We start from the raw sequence: 19,649 nt of genomic DNA on the forward strand, positions 1-19,649 counted from the left end.
AGGTGGACCCGCAGCACTGCATCGGTGCGGCGCTCGCGCAGGCCGTCGACGCCGATCTCCGAGCCGATCAGCCCGCCGTCGCCGCATCGGGCGCTCCAGCGCAGCGTGATGCGCGAGCCCGCTCGGCTCGCAACCGGATCGGACACGGGCGTGCAGCCCTCGGGGAGGATGGCCTGCAGGGGAGCATCGGCGGTTCGGGATACCGGCAATCGCCAGAGCACGTCCAGCGTGTCTGTCGGCGACTCCCGGATCTCCAGCAGCGCCGGGTCGAGTGGATGTGCGACGACGCTCGGTGTCGCCCCCCACATCCACAGGAGCGCCGCCCATAGGACGGTTGCCCACACGGACATCCCCGGCATATGGCTTCGTCGGGTGAATGTCACGGCTGTGCTGCTAGGGCCACACCGGGCGTGGAGAGGTCATCTCGCCCCTCGACGCGAATCGCGTAACGCTCTCGCAGGCGTGCCAAGCCCTGCGCCAAGCGTTGCGCCGCGCGCTCCGTCCCGACGGCCTCCACGAGCTGTTGTCTGAGCGCAGCCAGCTCAGGCAGGCGCGGCTCGCGCTTTTCCTCGACCAAGACCAGGTGCAAACCGTAGGGCGAGGCGATGGGGTCCGACCAGATACCGGGCTCGAGGGCGAAGACCTGCTCGGCGAAGGCCGTGCCGAACCGCGCCATGATGCGGGTCCGGGAATAGGCCCGAAACTGCAGCCCGAGGAGGAAGGGATCCGACAAGGCGACGGCGTCGGCCGAGGGGAGCGTGCGCGCTCGCGCGAGGGTGGCCCGCGCGGCCTCCTCAAGATCTGCACCTCTAAGGCCGTCGTCCAAGAAGAGATGCGAGAACGTCAGCTCGGCCGGCTGCAGGAAGCGCTCGCGATGACGGTCGAGATAGTCCTGCAGATCCGCGTCGGTGAGCGGTGGCGCGCTCGGATCCTGCGCCAAGAGGATACGCATCTTTTCAATCAGGAGCCGGCGGATGACGATGTCCTCGTCGAGTCCGAGCGCACGCGCCTCGCGGGCCAGCTCCTCGGGCGGGCGTCCGGGACGATCGCCGAGCGCGCGCATCTTCTCGACAAGCCTGCGGTTCACGCTGCCGTCCCGAAAGTCGAGTGCAAGCACGCGGGCCTCGCGATAGAGCATCTCCTCTTCGAGGGTTTGTGCGATCAGGGCCGACATCTGCGCGGAGGTCGGGACGACTCCCCAGTGCCGCACGAAATCCCCCTGCATGAGGCGGATCTGCTCCGCCGAGATGAGGATCGGCTCGCGCTGCACGGGTGGCCGTTCGGGCTCGGGCGGCGACCACAGCTCGCTCGCGGCGAAGAGGGTCGTCCCGATCAGCAGGAAGTGAAGAACCGGGTGTCGGAGCCAACGCCCGAGCCAATGGCCGAGCAAATGCCCGGGCCATTGCCGGATCATGCGCTGATCTCCTTCGCGGGACCAGCCACGCTCTGTTCCGGGCAGCAGACGGCGGACGTCGCAAACCGATCAGTCTCGGTCACGGGGTGTACCAGATCGGCGACGTCCAGGCGCGTTGCTGCACCGTCTGCGGCACGATGCCGCTGCAGCATTGCGTGTATTCGAACTCCTCGTAGCTGTCCGGCAGGGTACAGACGCCGCCACCGCCACAGTCGGCGTCGCTGTTGCAGCCGCGTTCGTGCAGCGTGCGGACTTGGCTGCGGCAGATCCCCATAGGCTTGCTGCAGTCGACGCCGCGAGAATTGCAATAGTATTGGTTCCAGCGGCAACTCGGGTTTTCGAGGACACGCACATAGTAAAAGGCGTGCCGGGCGGGGTCGAAATCGGGATCGGTCCAGAGGGTGCAGAGGTTCTTTAAGCCGCCGCCGGTCGGTCGGCAGGTCCGTAGGTCGACCTTGTCCTCGTCGTCTGCTGTGCCCGCCACGTCGTACACCTTTTCGTGGGTCCGCCCGGCGGCGTCGACCCAGCCCTTGATGATCTGCGCCCGCTGAAGCGGTGTGCCCGGGTGGCCCGACCAGCCGGGGTCCATGAGTGCGCTGATTGCGAAGCTCGGGGCCTGCGCAACGCGGCGGGGCGGGCGCGGCTCGCGCTTGAGGGTGCCGCCCATCGGCACGCCTCCGGCGTAACCGCGTGCGGCGAAATCGCCCGTCTCGCAGATGTTGGAAGGCAGCCTGAAACCGCCGAAGACCCGCACGATCGGGCGGGTCCCGCTGGTGGCGTAGGTTTCGCGGTTCTTGAGTGCGGTGAAGATCGCATCGCGCGAGTTCTCCTCGGCCCAGGCGACGGTCAAACCCCCTGCATTGGTCTCGAGACCGAGAAAGAAGCGCTCGTTCAGGGCCTCCGACGAGGTGGCGAAACTCTGGACGCCGTGCGCGCCGCTCTTCGCATACTGCTGCTCCTCCGACTGTCCGGGCGTGCCGTTGTGGTTGTCGAGTCCGCCGACGAATCCGAGCTGAAAGGGATTCACCCCTTGCTCGGCCGCGTATGCGATACCGCTCGCGAGCGTGTTGCGCACGTAGCTGCGCGCCGGAATGCTCTCGGTGGTCTGCATCTCGTCGGTGAGATAGCCGTCCGCCGCCCCGCCGAGTCGCGCCCAGCCTTGGTTCTCGAAATCGCACAGTTCATCCGGCGGATTCGTCCAGGCCATCCCGGTCTTTGCGTTGTAGCGGCATTCCGACTGGCCCTTGATCTGGACGAGCTCGACCAGCGGTTCCAGTTGGTTGCGCAGGTATGCCTCGGCCAGGCCGTCCGGGGTGTTCTCCGGGAGGATGAACATGCTGCCGCGGCTCATATTGGGGTTGTGCGGGATGGCGAGGACGTCGCAGCGGGGCTTCGCTGGATTCTCGATGCAGTCGGCCTTCAGACGTTGGAGCATCACCGCGGGAGAGGCCACCGGCGAGCCCGGCGTCGAGGTGCAATCGGCACCGAAGCCGCAGCCGAGCGGGCTCTCGACGTTGCTGATCGGCGAGTCGATCACGTCATCGTTGCGGAAGATGACGTTGCGGTGCAGATTGTCCGCGCCCGAGTTGCCGGTGAAGTTGTTGATGCAGGCAGCTCCGCTCGGGCAATCCGCCGAAGGCGGCGACCCGGCGTCGGGCACGTCGGGGATGGCGTTGTCCTGCGACTGATCCCAGCAGGGCAGTGCGTCGGCGTCCGCGCATCGGCCGTTCGCGGCCATCGCCGTGTACTCGTAGGCGATGAAAGACGTAAAGGTGCAGGATGAGGTGCGGTCGTAGGCGGCCTCCGCGTCGTCGCGGATCTTGTCCCAGACCAGTTTGGCCTGACGCACGCAGAGCGACCCGTCCGGGCCGCAGAATGCAGGGCGTGTCGGATTCTGGCTGACGTTCTCGAGTCCCGCGAAGATGCTCGCGGCAGCGCCCTGACGCAAGCGCGAGATCTCGTCGCGTGCGATGCTGCAGAGGGGGCTGTCGTAGCCCTTCGGCCGGCACATGTTGTCCGACGCGCATTCCTGTCCGGTGACGGCGGGGTCGCAGTCCTGATCGGTTGCGCAGGTCTCGGTCGCCTCGAAGGTGCAGATGTTGCTCTCGCCGAACTGCTCCGAGTGGTCGGTGATCGCGGCGAAGTCGAGCGCGCGTCCCTCGGGGAACTGGATGGTTCGCGTGGCCATGAATTGGCAGTGCTCGCCGGGCATGCAGTAGGGATGTTCGGTGACGTAGGTGCGCATACTCGGCGGCGGCGGGAGCTGCGCCTGCTCGGCCGTGCGCGTGTCGGCCCAGGGCGGCAAGCCCACGCGACCGCCCTTCGCGTACCAGTAGGCGTCCGCCGGGGTATTGCGCGTGTCGAGCACCACGGCGTCGAACGAGTAGGCCGTATGCAGATGGGTTTCCCCGAAGAACGGCTGCTTGGTGGGCTCGTAGCTCGCGCAACGTTCGCGGACTTCTGTTCGCTCGAAGGGTGGGTTCGGGTCCGGCGGGGCGGATTGCGCCGATCCGGTCGGTGCCAAAGCAATCAACAGTATCCAAAGGACACCGGTCTGGATCGACGGCGATCTCATGGTGGGCTCCTCGTCTCACTCTCGGACTCGCTGGGGAGTCGGGCAAACGTCGGATCCGCATCCGCTGCGATCGCGTCTTAAACCGCGTCCAGAACGAGATGCTATGGAATTTTTCGGAAACTGCTTTAGCGATGCGCGGTGTCGCGGCCATCGCTGTCGCGTTGGGCCGGAGCCGCTTGGGCGTGATGGAATCAAGCGTAGCAGGGGAGCCGCGACTGCGCCATCGGGCGTGGCTCGATGGGGGCAACGTTCGCCCCCGTCCGCGTCCGGAGTTCCCTCCAGCCCGGACAAACCGACCCTAGCGGTCCGGCAGTCATGGCGATTCCCGCAACCCCGGCATCGGCGATGCCGGTGCCGGGAATCCGGCTCGAGCCGTCTCAGTTCGGCCCCGTTGCCACCCTTCGCTCGGGTGAGCGGATCCATTCACTCCAAGACCCGACATAGAGTCGCGACCCATGCAACCCGGCGAGCTCCATCGCCAAGAGGTTGTGGCAGGCACTCACGCCAGAGCCGCAGCTGTGGACGACGGATGACGGGGGAGCCTCGCCGATCGATCGGGTGAAGCGTTCGCGCAGCCGGTCTGCGGAGAGGAACCGGCCGTCCGCATCCAGGTTGTCCGTCAGCGGCAAATTGATCGCGCCGGGGATGTGACCCGCTACCGGATCGATGGGCTCTTGGTCACCGCGAAAGCGCTCGGGTGCCCGTGCATCGATCAGAGTTAGCCGGCCCGCGGTCAGATCGGCGGCCAGCTCGGCCGCGAGCGCCTCGGTGGTGATCCATCGGGTATCCTCGGGCCTTGCGGTTAGCTCCCCTTTCTCGCGACGAGAGACCTGTCGCGTCAGCGCACCGCCGGCGGCGATCCAGGCTTGAAGCCCTCCGTCGAGCAGGGCGACCCGATCGTGTCCGATCCAACGCAGCAGCCACCAGAGCCTGACCGCGAATCCGCCGCCTGCATCATCGTAGACGACCACGCGCGTCCGCGAGGTGACGCCGCAGTCGCCGAGCCAGGCGGCGAGGCGCGCTGGATCGGGCAAGGGATGGCGCCCGGTCTTCGGACCGATCGGGGCGGACAGATGCGCGTCGAGATCGGCGTATGAGGCCCCCGGAAGATGGCCTTCCGCATAGGCTCGACGTCCCGCCGCCGGGTCGGCCAGGGAGAAGCGGCAGTCAAATAGTCGCAGGTCCGGATCTTCGCGCCCGGCGAGCAAGGTCGGCGCGTCGACGAGGTGCTCTCGGACGCCGTTCAAGCGTTGAATGCCTCGAGCCCGGACAGACGCATCCGGTGATTCCCCTCGAGCGGTCTGCGCGGTGCTTTGCCTTCTACGGCATGGGCGATGGCGCGGATATGATCCGGCGTGCTTCCGCAGCAGCCGCCGATGATGTTGAGGAAACCCGACTGCGCCCACTCCTCGATCTGCTCGGCCATCTGATCCGGCGTCATGTCGTAACCGCCCATTTCGTTGGGCAGCCCGGCATTCGGATGAAAGGTCGTGTAGGACTCGGCAACGCGCGCCATATCCTCGACATGCGGCCTGAGCAGATCCGGGCCCAAGGCGCAGTTGAGCCCGATCGCGAAAGGTTTCACGTGGCGGAGGCTGTTGTAGAAGGCTTCGACGGTTTGACCTGAAAGGGTGCGCCCGGAGGCGTCCGTAATCGTTCCCGAGATCATGACCGGCAGAATGACGCCGTCTTCCTCGAAGACCTGATCAACCGCGAATGCGGCGGCCTTGGCGTTGAGCGTGTCGAAGATGGTCTCGATCAGGATGATGTCGACGTTCGCTGCAATGAGCGCTCGGGTCGCCTCGGCGTAGACCGCGACCAGCTCGTCGAAGTTTGTGTTGCGCGCACCCGGGTCGTTGACGTCAGGCGAGATGCTGGCGGTCTTGCTGGTCGGGCCCAAGACGCCGGCGACGAAGCGCGGCTTGTCGGGGGTATTGGCGGTCCAGGCGTCGGCCGCTTCGCGGGCAAGCCGGGCCGCGGCGGTAACGATCTCTGCGGTATAGTCTTGCAGACCGTAGTCGGCTTGGGATAGGCGATTGCCGTTGAAGGTGTTGGTCTCCAGGATGTCGGCACCGGCCTCCAGGTACTGATCGTGGATCGCGCGAATGACCTCGGGCTTGGTCAGCGACAGCAGATCGTTGTTGCCTTTGAGGTCGGAGGGCCAATCCTTGAAGCGTTCGCCTCGATAATCGGCCTCCTCGAGGTGACAGCGTTGGATCATGGTCCCCATGGCGCCGTCGAGGATGAGGATGTTTCGGTTCGCGAGGTCGGTGAGTCGGGTGCGTGAGTCTGGCATGATGGCAATAATTCGAGAATTGATGAAGATGGCGTTGGAGTATAACGGGTCATTCCGAGCAATCGCGAGCCGATGCGCGTCCGTCTGATCGCGGTCGGGCGGCGAATGCCAGCCTGGGTGGAGTCCGGTTACGCGGAATATGCAAAGCGTCTCCCCTCCGAGTGTGCGTTGTCGTTGGCCGAGATCGAGCCGGGTCAACGGGGCAAGGGCTGCGGCGCGGAGCGTGCCCGCGCCGATGAAGGCCCCCGCATCTTGAAGGCGATTCCGAAAGGCGCTCGGGTTGTGGCGCTCGACGGGGCGGGCGAGCCCTGGAGCACCGAGGTCCTGGCCGAACAGTTGCGCATCTGGTTGGCCGGCGGTCGCGATCTGGCCTTGCTGATCGGCGGCCCGGACGGTTTGGCCGAGCCCTGTCTGGCGCGTGCCGATCAGCGATGGTCCCTGTCCCGGCTGACCTTTCCGCACCCGCTGGTGCGGGTCATCGTCGCCGAACAGCTCTACCGCGCCTGGACGCTGGTGCAGGGGCATCCGTACCATCGCGGCGGCGGAGAGTGACGCTGCGAGTCGGCAGCGGTCGGCTGTTAGCGATCAGCTGTCAGCTATCAGCTCCTTCACCCCGAGCCATGAGCGGTGAGCACTCATCATTTAAGCGCTAAGGAGCGATTCAAGAACAACCGAGGGTGCCGGAGGTGTGTTGGGCACGCTGCGCTTTGCCCAACCTACGGCGATCACCATGCCCGGAAACCGCCGAAGAGCTAAGAGCTGACAGCGGATAGCAGAAGGCAGGAGCCATGAGCCATGAGCCAGGCGACCAACCGCAACCTTCGTTAGACTCAAAAACCATGCCCCAACCTCGATCCGCCATCGAAACCGATCACCACCTCTATCTCGCCTCCCGCTCGCCGCGGCGGCTTGCGCTCTTGGAGCAAATCGGTGTGCGCGCAGCACTCGTTGCGGCCGAGACGGACGAGACGCGGCGGCCGGGCGAATCGCCGGAGACCTATGTCCGGCGTGTCGCCTTGGAGAAGGCTCGGGCCGGTCGAGCCGCGGTGTCCGATGACGAGCGGCGGCCGGTGTTGGCGGCGGACACGGCGGTCGTCCTCGGAGACTTGACACTCGGTAAGCCCGCGGACCGGGCGTCCGCCACGCATATGTTGGGCGCCTTGTCGGGGCGTTCGCACCGGGTCCTGACCGCGGTAGCCCTGATCGCCGGCGAGCGGGAGCTCACCGATCTGAGCGACAGTCTGGTGACCTTTCGCGCCTTGCAGGAGTCCGAGATCCTGAGCTACTGGGAAACCGGGGAGCCATGCGACAAGGCCGGCGCCTATGGCATTCAGGGTATCGGCGCGCTCTTCGTCGCCAATCTGCAAGGCAGTTATTCCGGCGTGATGGGACTGCCTCTGTTCGAGACGGGGCGACTGCTCGCTGCGGCGGGGATCGAGGTGATCGGGCCGGCGTCGGGCGGAGGTTGAGCGCCGTCTCGCCTTTTAAACCGCGTCCTCGCGAAGGGCCGTGGATGCACCAAACGTCGAACCCACTCGCAAATGAGCATCTCGCTCTGGACGCGGTTTAGAAACAATCACCGCCTGTCTTTCCGGGACGAACGCAGGTAGGCTCAAAACGATATCAAGCACAGGCCAACGAGCGATGTTCCCGTGAGCGAAGAGATCCTGATCAATGTCACGCCGCCGGAAACCCGGGTCGCCGTGGTCGAGAACGGCGTGGTGCAGGAGATCATTATCGAGCGCGCCGAGCGTTGCGGTCTGGTCGGCAACATCTACAAAGGCCGGGTCTGTCGGGTCCTGCCCGGGATGCAGGCGGCGTTCGTGGACATTGGCCTGGATCGGGCCGCCTTCCTCCACGCCTCCGACATCATGGGGCCTCAAGGCGAGCCGCGCAGCGATCAGATCCACGAGCTGGTGCACGAGGGCGATCGGCTCGTGGTGCAGGTCGTGAAGGATCCGCTGGGCTCCAAGGGCGCGCGGCTGACGACCAACATCTCGGTGGCCTCTCGCTACCTGGTCTGCATGCCCGCGCTGGCGAGCACCGGGGTGTCGCAGAAGATCGAGGACGAGGACGAGCGGCGGCGTCTACGCGACATCCTGCAGCGTTACGTCGACGCGCACGAGGGCGAGGGCGGCTTCATCGCGCGCACCGCGGCTGACGGCGTGTCGGAGGAGTCGCTGTTTCGCGATATGGCCTTTCTGGCCAAGCTCTGGCGCGGGATCCGCGAGCGTTGCGCGGCGGCGACCGAGATCGGTCTGGTGCACGACGATCTGCCGCTGGCCATGCGCGCCCTGCGCGACCTGGTGACGCCGGAGGTGGAGCGGGTGCGCATCGACTCGCGGGCGATGGTCGACAAGGCCATGGCCTTCGCGACCAAATACATTCCCGAGATCAAGGAGCGCATCGACTACTACCAGGGCGAGCGTCCGCTGTTCGATCTCTACGGGGTGGAGGAGGAGATCCGCAAGGCGCTTCAGCGCAAGGTTCAGCTCAAGTCCGGCGGTCATCTGGTGATCGATCAGACCGAGGCCATGACCACCATCGACATCAACACCGGTGCCTTCGTCGGCCACCGCAACCTCGAAGAGACCATCTTCAAGACCAACCTGGAGGCGGCCCAGGCGATCTGTCGGCAACTGAGGCTGCGCAACCTCGGCGGCATCATCATCATCGACTTCATCGATATGTCCGAGGACGAGCACAAGCGCCAGGTCCTGCGTGCCTTGGAGAAGTGTCTCGCCCGCGATCATGCCAAGACCCACATCACCGAGGTCTCCTCGCTGGGCCTGGTGGAGATGACCCGAAAGCGCACCCGCGAGTCGCTTGAGCACGTGCTCTCAGAGCCTTGCCCCTATTGCGGCGGGCGCGGCTCTGTCAAGACCGCTCAGACGACCTGCTACGAGATCTTTCGCGAGATTCTGCGCGAGTCGCGTCAGTTCGAGGTCGAAACCCTGCTGGTGCTGGCCTCGCAGGAGGTCATCGACCGCCTCCTCGACGAAGAATCGGCCCATCTCGCCGAGCTCGAGGCATTCATCGGCCGTCCGATCCGCCTCCAGGCCGAGGCGCTCTACACTCAAGAACAATACGACGTGGTTCTGATCTGAGGACCGCCCTCGACCATACGGCATGTCTGTCCCGCAAACCCGCACAATCCGCTTCATGCGGCATCTTGTCTCGGTTGCCGTCGTGCTCGCAACGACGGGGCTGGTGCTGGCTGCGCTTGCTGTCACGGCTGCGCGCTTTGCGCTCCCGCTGACCGAGGCCGACAACCGTTGGGTCGCCGCGATGTTGGGTGAGCGGCTCGGCTATGAGGTACAACTGGGCTCGGCATCCCTGCGTCTCTCGGGACTCGGCCCGCGCCTGAGCGTGCGCGACATCCGGTTGTCGGACCCCCGCAGCGACAAGGATGTTCTTATCCTTGATGGCCTGGAGATCGGGATCGATCCTCTCGCATCGCTACGCAGGGGTGTGCCGCAGATCACCACCCTCACTCTGGTTGGCTCGCGGCTTGCCGTGCGTCTGGATCAGGATGGCCGTCTCCAGCTCGATGGTCTGGAGCTTCTGAACGGCGGTGATCCGCGGGCGCTGGAATTTCTGCTCACCCAAGCACAGGTCGAGCTGGTCTTGGGCGAGATCCTGATACGCGACGATCGGCCCGAGACGCTGCTGGAAGGGCTGCGGCTGACGAACGCCAGACTGCGTCTCGTCAACGACGGCGATCGCCATACCTTGAGCGCCGGCGCGGGGCTTCAGCCGCTCGTTTCCGCCGCTGCGTCGGCGTACGGCGATCCCGGCCGGAACCGTTTGAGCCTGATCGCGGAGCTGTCCGGTCCGTCGGCCGATCCACTCTCCTGGAGCGGACGTGTCTATGCCGGCCTTGATGCGGGCGACTTGGGCGGGATCCTGCGCGGCAACGGGTTTTCGGCGGTCAGCGTCCACAACGACCGCGTCGCGATCGAAGGTTGGTCGCAGATCGGCTCCGGGCGTTTGGAGCAGACCTTGGTGCGGGTCGATCTGACCGGTTTGCGCCTCGGGCCGCCCCGGCCGGACGATGCGCCCGCCGGCGCGCAGGCGCTGCGCGTCGAGAATCTTGACGCGATGGTCCGGGTGCGTCCGAGCGGCGATGGCTGGCGTCTAGAGGTCGGCGGCCTGCGCGGACGTGCAGCGGGCGTTGCTCTGCCGCGGGTCGATTTGGATCTTCTCTTGAGCGCGCAGCAACGGCCCGAGCGGCTGCGCCTGGCGAGCGCTCCGCTTGACCTGGCCGCCGCGGCGTCCATGCTCGCGGTCTCGCCTTGGACGCTGCCGAAGACGCTGTCCGACCTGATTGCCCTCGAGCCGCGCGGGCGTGTCGAAGATCCGCTGCTGCAGGTCGACTGGGACCCCGGCCAAACGCCGCGTTGGCAGGCCAGTGCCGCGGTGACCGGGCTCGGGTGGGATCGCACCGGGTCGCTTCCCGGTGTCGATGGACTTGCCGTGCGGGTGCGCGCCGATCGCGAGGGGGGCGAGGCTCGGCTGGGCTCGGCCGGGCTCGCGCTGGATCTGCGTCCGCTCTTCAGCGAGCCGCTTGCGCTCGACCGACTGTCCACTCGGCTCGACTGGCGGATCGCCCCGTCCGGCGCGGCTCGAATCTCGGCGCGTAATCTGACGTTCGAGAATGCGGATCTGGCTGGCCGGGCGAGGCTCGCGCTGGACCTCCCGGCGGACGGCTCCGGCCCCCTGATGGATCTGCGCGCGAGCTTCTACGACGGCGATGGCTCGCGCGTGCGCCCCTATCTCCCCGTCGGCATCATGCATCGGGATCTGGTGCGCTGGCTGGAGAGCGCCATTGTTGCCGGGCAGATCCCGCAGGCCGATCTGATCTTTCGCGGTCCGCTCGCGGCCTATCCTTTCCGCGGGCATGATGGGCGCTTCGAGCTGCTGCTCGAGCTCGAGGAAACGGTCCTGGACTATCTGGCCGAGTGGCCCGAGATCCGCGAGGCGGCCGGTCGGCTTCGCTTCCTCGACGAGTCACTGACCATCGAGCTCGACCAGGGTCGCATCCTCGACAGCCGACTCCTGCGGGCGCACGCGCAGATCCCGGAGCTCTGGGGCGCGCGGGACATGTCGATCGTCGGTGAGACCGAGGGCCCCGTCTCCGACGGTCTGCGCACGTTGACCGAGACACCTTTGGCGAAGGACCTCGGACGGCTTGCCGGCAGCCTGCAGGTGAGTGGCGACTTGCGGCTCCGGCTTGCGATCGAACTGCCCTTCACAAAAAACAGCGAGCTCGGTGTCGAGGGTCGTCTGTCCTGGCCGAAGCCGGCGACACTCGCGATTCGAGGCACCCCGGTCGAGCTTTTGCGCCTCGGCGGCGAGGTGACCTTCACCGAGAAAAGCCTTGCCTCGGAGGCGCTCGAAGCGGTGCTTTGGGACCGGCCGCTGAGCCTCTCGATCGCCACCTTGAACCCGGGGGCTGCGGACGTCTCGGCCACCCGGATCACGGCGCGGGCTCGCACGCCGGTCTCTGAGCTCGGTCGGCGCTTTGCGAGCCCGGCCTGGGGGCTCCTCAGCGGCGAGATCGACTGGGATCTCGACGTGACCATTCGCAATCGCGACGTGAGCTCCGCGGCGCTGCCGCTCGAGTATCGCCTGGCCTCGCGTTTGAAGGGGCTCGAGATCGACCTGCCGGCGCCATTGGGCAAGCCCGCCTCGTCGGTGCGCGAGCTCGACCTCGTCGGTGCGCTGGTGCCGGGACGCTCGCTGCACGTCGCCGGTCATCTGGGCGAGGTGGCCGGCGATCTGATGCTCGATCTCGGTGGGTCGCCTGCACCCGCGATGCGGGCCCATGTGCGTCTCGGCAGCGAGAGCGCGCCGTCTCCCGAGGGCGACGGGGTGTTCTTGGACGGGCGCTTGGCCGATCTCGACCTGGTCGCTTGGCTCGGGCGCTTGGACGCGCTCTCGACCGGCAAACAGGCTGGCGATTCGCCCCGCGCGCTCGGCGCCGACGCCTGGTTCCGCGGTGCCGATCTGCAGGTGGATCGGCTCGCGTTGGGCGGGCCGCGGTTGACCGAGGTCGATCTGCGCCTGACGCCGCTCGACAGCGGGTCGTCGGGCAAGGGCTGGGAGGTTGCTGTCCGAGCAAACGAGCTCGCCGGCGAGATCGCGATCCCGGCGGAGGACGGGGCGCCCGTGCGTGTTGCCTTGGAGCGTCTCGATCTAGTCGCCTTTCAGGACGCGCCGGGGCAGGGGGAATCCGCGCCGTCGGCCTTGCCCGTCGAGCAGCCGTTCCGCGGCCTTCCTCCCATCGATGTGCGAATCGCACGGCTGGGTTGGGGCGATGCCTTGCTGGGAACGCTGGAGCTCGACCTGCGCTCGGACCTGCTGGGCCTTCGCCTGCCAAGCATCCGACTGTCCGGCGACGGGCTGGTCTCGGCGGAGGGCGAGGGGGCTTGGCGGCGGTCCGACGGCGGCGGTCGCAGCGAGCTGTCGATGCGCGTCGAGTCGCTCGATTCAGGCGTTCTGCTTCAGGCGCTGGATTCGCAGAACCGGCTCGAGGGTGCACCGATGCAGGCTCAGCTGATGCTTGACTGGCCGGGTGGATTCGACGACTTCAAGCTGGAGCGCACACTCGGCTTCGTGGATGTCGAGGTGGGCTCCGGGCGACTCTTGGAGGTCGAGCCCGGTGTCGGGCGGGTGCTGGGGTTCTTGAACCTAAGCGCCTTGAAGCGGCGTTTGTCGATGGACTTCACCGATCTCTACGGTCAAGGTTTTGCCTTCGAGGAGATGCGGGGCCGGATTCGGATCGCCGAAGGCAAGGCGACCCTCGACGACTTCACCATCGAGGGCCCGGCGAGCAAGGTCATTGTCAGCGGCTCGAGCGATCTGGTGAATCATCGTTTCGACCAGCATGTCGTCGTGGAGCCGCGGATCGGCTCGAGCGTCGCGCTGGCCAGTGCGGTCGCAGGCGGGCCGGTCGTGGGGGCCGCCGTCTATCTGGTGGATCGGATCGCGGGCAATGCCATCGACCGTCTCGGGCGTTACCGCTACCGCGTGACCGGTCCCTGGAGCAATCCGGATGTCAGCCGGGTCGGATGGGATCCGGCGGTCGGTGCGGAGACCTCGCCCACGCCCATGCCTGCGCCCGGCGGCGCGCCGCCGCCGAATCACTTCCTCGATTGAGTCTGATCGAGCGGGATTGTTTCGGCTGGCCAGCGGGGATGGTATCGTTCCGAATCGATGGGGTGACGGCTCGGTGGCTCGGGCCGCTCGGGCATGCACGAGCGGATATCCCGTCCGCGAACGTTCCCTCCGAGTCGCCGATCGGAGCGCGTCGCAGGCCGAATCGGATTGGCCCGCCCCTTCGCCTGCCGGGGCAGCAGTGATTGCGGTAGAGACGATGAAGACAAAACCGAAGATCGGAGCGGTCCAGATGGCGACCGGTCCAAACGTAAACGCCAACCTCTTCGAGGCCGAACGCCTCGTCAAGGCGGCGAAGGACAAGGGTGCGAGTCTTGTCGTGCTTCCCGAGAACTTTGCCTTCATGGGCAAACGCGATCAGGATCAACTGGCGTTGCGCGAGGAGGACGGGGACGGACCCTTGCAGGCGTTTCTGGCGCGGGTGGCCAAACAGCAGGGCGTCTGGCTTGTCGGCGGGACCATCCCGTTGGCCGCACATGATGCGGGCAAGGTTCGGGCCGCCTGTCTGGTGTTCGACGATCGCGGCGAGCGCGTGGGCCGTTACGACAAGGTGCATCTGTTCGACGTCTGTCTGCCCGAGGGCGGGGAGCGTTACCAGGAATCGGCGACGATCGAGCCGGGGGGCGAGACCGTCGTCCTGGATACGCCGTTCGGACGCATGGGTGTCGCGGTCTGCTACGACCTGCGCTTCCCGGAGATGTTTCGTTGCATGCTCGACGGCGGCATGGACCTCCTGGCGATCCCTTCATCCTTTACGGCCATCACCGGGAAGGCCCATTGGGAAACCCTGGTGCGCGCCCGGGCCATCGAGAATCTCGCCTACGTCATCGCTGCGGCGCAAGGCGGCTTCCACATCAACGGCCGCGAGACGCACGGTCACAGCATGATTGTCGACCCATGGGGCACGGTGCTCGCGCAAGTGCCCAGAGGATCGGGCTTCATCTGCTGTGCTCTGGACGACGATTATCAGGATTCGGTCCGACGCAACTTCCCGACGATCGAGCATCGTCGTTTGAAATGCCGCGCTTGAGACCGCAGCTTTAACGCATCACGAGAGGTCTGCGCGGTTACACGCGCACGACCCCATCTCCCCGACGGAGCCCGACAACACCCGATGATGACCGACCCGATTGCGATTGCACGCACGAGTATTCTCGAACCCGCGGGATTGACCGAGCAAGACCTCGACCGTCTGCTCGGGCTTCTGGCCGGCTCCGCGGTAGATGCCGCGGACATCTATTTTCAGTCCAGCCGGCTCGAGTCTTGGGTGCTCGAGGACGGAATCATCAAGGACGGCAACTTCAGCATCGAGCAAGGCGCCGGCCTGCGGGCGATCAGCGGGGAAAAGACCGGTTTCGCTTACTCGGACGAGCTGCGCTTCCCGGCCCTGGCACAGGCGGCCGAAGCCGCCCGCGCGATCGCGCGGATCGGGCAGGGCGAGCAGGTACGTATCGGCGAGGTTGCGAACAAACGCAGCCTCTACGATCCCACCAATCCGATCGCGAGCCTGCCGGATCCGGACAAGGTCGCGCTGCTGCAACGTGTCGATGCCGAGGCACGGCGTGCCGATCCGCGCGTGCGCGAGGTGGTTGCCAGTGTCGTCGCCGTGCAGGATACCGTCCTGGTACTGGGTGACGACGGCGCCTTGTCGGCCGATGTGCGCCCCCTCGTGAGGCTGAACGTCAGTGTCGTCGCCGAGGACGGCGGGCGTCGCGAGCAAGGATCGAGCGGGGGCGGTGCCCGTGCCGATCTGGATTATTTTCTCCTTGAAGACCGAGCACTGTCCTTCGCGCGTGAAGCCGTCCGTTTGGCCGTCACCAACCTTGAAGCCGGGGATGCGCCCGCCGGGACCATGACGGTCGTGCTCGGATCCGGCTGGCCGGGCGTGCTGCTGCACGAGGCGATCGGGCACGGGCTCGAGGGCGACTTCAACCGCAAGGGCAGCTCGGCCTTCGCCGGGCGGATCGGCGAGCGGGTGGCCGCACCCGGAGTGACGGTCGTGGACGACGGCACCTTGCCGGGTCGGCGCGGGTCGCTGAACATCGACGACGAAGGGACCATGACCCAAAACACGGTCCTGATCGAAGACGGCATCCTCTGCGCCTACATGCAGGACAAGCTCAACGCGCGTCTGACCGGGACGCACTCCACGGGCAACGGTCGCCGCGAATCCTACGCGCACCTGCCGATGCCGCGCATGACCAACACCTACATGCTCGCCGGCGAGCGTGATCCCGAGGAGATCATCGCCTCGGTGGACAAAGGCTTGTACGCGGTCAATTTCGGCGGTGGACAGGTGGACATCACCTCGGGCAAGTTCGTCTTCTCCGCAAGCGAGGCCTACCTGATCGAGAACGGCAAGGTCGGACGCCCCGTGAAGGGTGCGACCCTCATCGGCAACGGGCCGGATGTCCTGACCCGGGTGAGCATGATCGGCAACGATCTGCGACTCGACCAAGGTGTCGGGACCTGCGGAAAAGAGGGTCAGAGCGTCCCGGTCGGGGTGGGCCAGCCGACCTTGCGGATCGACGGTCTGACCGTCGGCGGGACGAGCGCCTGACGGGGAGGTTCGCTCTCTCGACACGACCAGACCACTTTAGCCGTGCCCGGAACCTCTCTCACTCAAGGACTTGCCATGTCGATTGCCGCCACCGAAGACACCGCGGAACGTCTCGCGCGTTTGAAACAGACGATCGAGGATCTCCTCAAGGAGGCGAAACGACGCGGCGCGACGGCCGCCGAGGCATCGGTCGGCAGCAGTGCCGGTCTCGAGGTCTCGGTCCGACTCGGCGAAGTCGAGACGGTCGAGCACACACGCGACAACGGCCTCGGAATCACCGTCTATTTCGGAAACCGCAAGGGTTCGGCGAGCACGTCGGATCTGAGTACCGGCGCGTTGCGCGATGCGGTGAAAGCGGCCTGCGCCATCGCCGAGCACACCCAGGAGGATCCCTGCGCCCATCTCGCCGACGCGGCTCTGATGGCTGCCGAGATCCCGGACCTGGATCTCTATCACCCCTGGCATCTGGGGGTCGAGGACGCGATCGAGATCGCTGCGGCCTGCGAGGACTCGGCCCGCGGCTATGATCCGCGGATCGTCAACTCGGAGGGCGCGAGCCTCTCCACCCACACCGGGATCCAGGTCTACGGCAACAGTCACGGATTCGTCTCCGGCTACCCGACTAGTCGGCACGGACTCAGCTGTGCCGTGATCGGTCAGGAGGGCGAGAGCCTGCAACGCGATCACTGGTGGACCAGTGCCCGCGCGGCGGCCGATCTGGATTCGGCACGCATGGTCGGCGAGCGTGCGGCCGAGCGGACCGTTGCCCGGCTCGGGTCGCGCCGTATCCCGACCTGTCAGGTCCCCGTCCTGTTCCGTGCCGAGGTTGCGACCGGCCTGATCCGCAGCCTGGTCTCGGCGATCCAGGGCGGCAGCATCTATCGGCGCACCAGCTTCCTGCTCGACCACCTCGGCGAGCGCATCTTCCCGGACTTCGTGCGGATTCACGAAGAGCCGCACCTGCCGCGGGGACTCTCGAGTGCGCCGTTCGACGGGGATGGTGTCGCGACGCGCGCTAAGGACCTGATCACCGATGGGGTTCTGCAGACCTATCTTCTGGATGCGTATTCCGGATGCCGGCTCGGCATGCAGACGACGGGCAACGCCGGCGGCGTGCGCAACCTGCGCATCGGCATGGGCGATCTCGATCGGGCTGCATTGTTGCGAGAGATGGGAACCGGGCTGATGGTCACCGAGTTGATGGGGCACGGTGTCAATCCCGTTACGGGCGACTATTCGCGCGGCGCCGCGGGCTTTTGGGTGGAGGGAGGCGAGATCCAACATCCGGTCGAAGAGATCACCATCGCCGGCAACCTCAAGCGCATGTACGCGGGCCTGCTGGCGGTCGGCAATGACTACGACTATTCAGGCAGCACACGCACCGGCTCCTGGCTGATCGACACGATGACGATTGCAGGTGAATAGGACCGTTGTTGCAGGGGCTCGGCGCCCCTGCCGCCGCTTCGTTGCGGCCGAGTCCGAGCACTGCCCGACGATTCAAACGACCGCCGCTCCAACCGTTGCCCCCGCACAATGGATACCATCGACCCGCTCACGGAAACCTTGGCGCTGATCGCATCGGCACCCGAGTCCGCCTCGGCGCTGACACTGTATGCCCTTGCCTGTACGCTTGAGCATCAAAAGGCCGGCTGCTTGTTCAAGTTGACCAAGCTTTTTGATCTGCCTGCCGATCAACGGCCGCTGGCCTATGGCCTGATGGAGCTCCTGGCCGCGGGGGAAGTCGGCACCGAACGCTGGACCGACGCGAAGTCAAGGATGGATGACCTGATCCGCGGAACGGCCCGGCGCTCGCTCTAAGCTCGGCGCTCAAACCGCCATCCAAACGTTTTCGTCTCCTCTTCGGTCGAGCCCTTGAGCTGTTCGATCGGCGCTTCAATATTGGACGAAACATGAACAGACGACGTGCTGTTGTCGGCCCTGTACTCGGGATCAAACGGAAGGATCAATTCGGATGTCAGTGAAAACAATCGGGATCGTCGGCGGAGGTATCGGCGGGTTGGGTGCGGCTTGGCTGCTGGATTCGCGCTACCAGGTGACCCTGCTCGAGCGCAATGCGTATGTCGGCGGGCACAGCAATACGCTCGAGGTCCCCGACCCGCGTGGGGCCTTTCCGGTCGATACCGGCTTTATGGTCTTCAATCGGCGCAACTATCCGTTGTTGAGCGCCATGTTCAAGCATCTCGGTGTTGCGACCTATCCGACCAGTATGTCCTTCGCGGCCAGCCTGGAGGGCGGGCGTATCGAGTACGGCGGGGATAGCCTCAATACGCTCTTCGGTGCGCGCGCCAATCTGCTGGATTGGCGATTTTTGTGGATGGTCAAAGAGATTCTCCGATTCAACACAGCGGCCAAGAACTTCATCAACTCCAACCCCGGGGATACCCTGACGGTCGGTGATTTTCTGAAGCGCGGTCGTTACTCCGATCGGTTCGCCAACCACTATCTGCTCCCCATGGCGGCGGCGATCTGGTCCTGTCCCACCGAAGACATGCGTGACTTTCCCTTCCTGAGCTTTGCGCGATTCTTCGCCAACCACGGCCTTCTCGATTTGGTCGATCGCCCGGACTGGGAGACGGTGCGCGGCGGCAGTCGAGCTTACGTACAGGCGATCCTGGGGCGCTTGCGGGGCCGTTGTCTGGCCGATACGCCGGTGCAGCGGGTGCGGCGTCGTGAGCAAGGGGTCGAGGTTGAGACCGCAGCGGGCGAGCGTCTGCAATTCGATGCGGTCGTGATGGGTTGCCACGCCGACGAGGCACTGTCCTTGATCGAGTCCCCGACGCCGCTCGAGCGCGACATCCTCGGCGACTTCCGGTATCAGACCAATCAGGTCTTTCTGCACACCGATCCCGCACTGATGCCGAAACGCCGCCGGGTCTGGTCGTCGTGGAACTATATCCAGCAGCCGGGCGAGGGCGCCGATCGTCCGGTAACGGTGACCTACTGGATGAACAGCCTTCAGGATCTGCCGGCCGATCGCGATGTCTTCGTCAGTCTGAATCCGCGCGTGGCGCCGCGCAGCGATTCGATTCTCGCCGAGATGACCTACGAGCACCCGATGTTCGACGCGAGCGCCACCGATGCGCAGCGTCGTATCGGCGAGATCCAAGGCTGCGACCGGATCTGGTTCAGCGGGGCCTACCTAGGATACGGGTTCCACGAAGACGGCCTTCGCGCCGCAGTGGATGTCGCGCGCGGGCTCGATGTCCGTCCGCCCTGGGAGACCGCGGCAACCTCGACCGTGCCGAGCGCGGGCGAAGTTGCCGGCTCTGGCTCTGGCTCCGGGCCGGGCCGCGTGACGGTGCTGCCCTCGTGAATGCCGTTGCCGGTCGAATTATCTTCGGCGATGTCATGCATCGGCGGCTCTTTCCGGTGCGTTATCGCTTCGTCTATCGGGTCTTCAGCATGTTGCTGGATGTCGAGCGGGTCGGCGAGATCGCGCGCGATTGCCGCTGGTTCTCATACAACCGCTTTAACCTCTTCTCGTTTCACGATCGCGATCACGGTCCGCGCAACGGTCGGGGGCTCAAGCCCTGGTTGCTTGAGCGACTGCGCGAGTGCGGGCAGGAGATGGAAATCGCCCGCATCGAGCTGCAGTGTTTTCCGC

The 19,649-nt window shown here is 65.9% G+C and carries 15 protein-coding genes; 10 read left to right on the forward strand and 5 right to left on the reverse strand.

The genetic code is table 11. The features are described from left to right. From GPT33_RS04530 to GPT33_RS04550, 5 genes are all read right to left on the reverse strand, one after another. Positions 1 to 344: hypothetical protein (locus GPT33_RS04530; protein ID WP_296806138.1), on the reverse strand; the 344-nt coding region annotated here is incomplete at its 3' end. Between the two features lie 35 nt (positions 345 to 379). Continuing rightward, positions 380 to 1,414: a peptidylprolyl isomerase gene (locus GPT33_RS04535; protein ID WP_296806139.1), complete on the reverse strand. Its 1,035-nt coding sequence runs from the start codon at positions 1,412 to 1,414 to the stop codon at positions 380 to 382. Positions 1,415 to 1,493: 79 nt separating this feature from the next. Further along, a complete protein-coding gene (locus tag GPT33_RS04540) occupies positions 1,494 to 3,989 on the reverse strand; it encodes a DUF3604 domain-containing protein (RefSeq protein ID WP_296806140.1) in 2,496 nt (831 codons plus the stop codon). Positions 3,990 to 4,366: 377 nt separating this feature from the next. Then, positions 4,367 to 5,236, reverse strand: coding sequence for a sulfurtransferase (locus GPT33_RS04545; RefSeq protein WP_296806141.1), 870 nt, complete (start codon positions 5,234 to 5,236; stop codon positions 4,367 to 4,369). Then, positions 5,233 to 6,285, reverse strand: coding sequence for a homocysteine S-methyltransferase family protein (locus GPT33_RS04550; RefSeq protein ID WP_363929015.1), 1,053 nt, complete (start codon positions 6,283 to 6,285; stop codon positions 5,233 to 5,235). Before GPT33_RS04550 ends, GPT33_RS04545 begins: the two co-directional genes overlap by 4 nt. Positions 6,286 to 6,357: 72 nt before the next feature. Here GPT33_RS04550 and rlmH point away from each other — a divergent pair, with 72 nt between their 5' ends. From rlmH to GPT33_RS04600, 10 genes are all read left to right on the forward strand, one after another. Continuing rightward, on the forward strand, positions 6,358 to 6,837 hold the full coding sequence (gene rlmH, locus GPT33_RS04555) for a 23S rRNA (pseudouridine(1915)-N(3))-methyltransferase RlmH (RefSeq protein WP_296806142.1): 480 nt from the start codon (positions 6,358 to 6,360) through the stop codon (positions 6,835 to 6,837). A gap of 287 nt (positions 6,838 to 7,124) precedes the next feature. Next, complete coding sequence (locus GPT33_RS04560; protein ID WP_296806143.1) at positions 7,125 to 7,754, forward strand: nucleoside triphosphate pyrophosphatase; 630 nt, start codon at positions 7,125 to 7,127, stop codon at positions 7,752 to 7,754. A gap of 183 nt (positions 7,755 to 7,937) precedes the next feature. Beyond that, positions 7,938 to 9,392 (forward strand): ribonuclease G, encoded by a 1,455-nt coding sequence (gene rng / locus GPT33_RS04565; RefSeq protein ID WP_296806144.1) that lies wholly within the window; start codon positions 7,938 to 7,940, stop codon positions 9,390 to 9,392. A gap of 22 nt (positions 9,393 to 9,414) precedes the next feature. Further along, on the forward strand, positions 9,415 to 13,446 hold the full coding sequence (locus GPT33_RS04570) for a YhdP family protein (protein ID WP_296806145.1): 4,032 nt from the start codon (positions 9,415 to 9,417) through the stop codon (positions 13,444 to 13,446). 217 nt (positions 13,447 to 13,663) lie between these two features. Beyond that, positions 13,664 to 14,494, forward strand: a complete 831-nt coding sequence (locus GPT33_RS04575; RefSeq protein WP_296806146.1) for a carbon-nitrogen hydrolase family protein — start codon at positions 13,664 to 13,666, stop codon at positions 14,492 to 14,494. Between the two features lie 87 nt (positions 14,495 to 14,581). Beyond that, entirely contained in the window at positions 14,582 to 16,024 is a 1,443-nt protein-coding gene (gene tldD, locus GPT33_RS04580) for a metalloprotease TldD (RefSeq protein WP_296806151.1), read from the forward strand. Between the two features lie 75 nt (positions 16,025 to 16,099). Beyond that, positions 16,100 to 17,449, forward strand: a complete 1,350-nt coding sequence (gene pmbA, locus GPT33_RS04585) for a metalloprotease PmbA (protein WP_296806147.1) — start codon at positions 16,100 to 16,102, stop codon at positions 17,447 to 17,449. Between the two features lie 108 nt (positions 17,450 to 17,557). Next, positions 17,558 to 17,842 carry a hypothetical protein gene (locus GPT33_RS04590; protein WP_296806148.1) on the forward strand — a complete coding sequence of 95 codons (285 nt, stop codon included), beginning with the start codon at positions 17,558 to 17,560 and terminating at the stop codon, positions 17,840 to 17,842. A gap of 154 nt (positions 17,843 to 17,996) precedes the next feature. After that, a complete protein-coding gene (locus tag GPT33_RS04595; RefSeq protein ID WP_296806149.1) occupies positions 17,997 to 19,358 on the forward strand; it encodes an FAD-dependent oxidoreductase in 1,362 nt (453 codons plus the stop codon). Then, positions 19,355 to 19,649: DUF1365 family protein (locus GPT33_RS04600; RefSeq protein WP_296806150.1), on the forward strand; the 295-nt coding region annotated here is incomplete at its 3' end. The genes GPT33_RS04595 and GPT33_RS04600, both read left to right, overlap by 4 nt.

It is taken from the genome of Thiocapsa sp., assembly GCF_011390875.1.
GTDB lineage: Bacteria > Pseudomonadota > Gammaproteobacteria > Chromatiales > Chromatiaceae > Thiocapsa.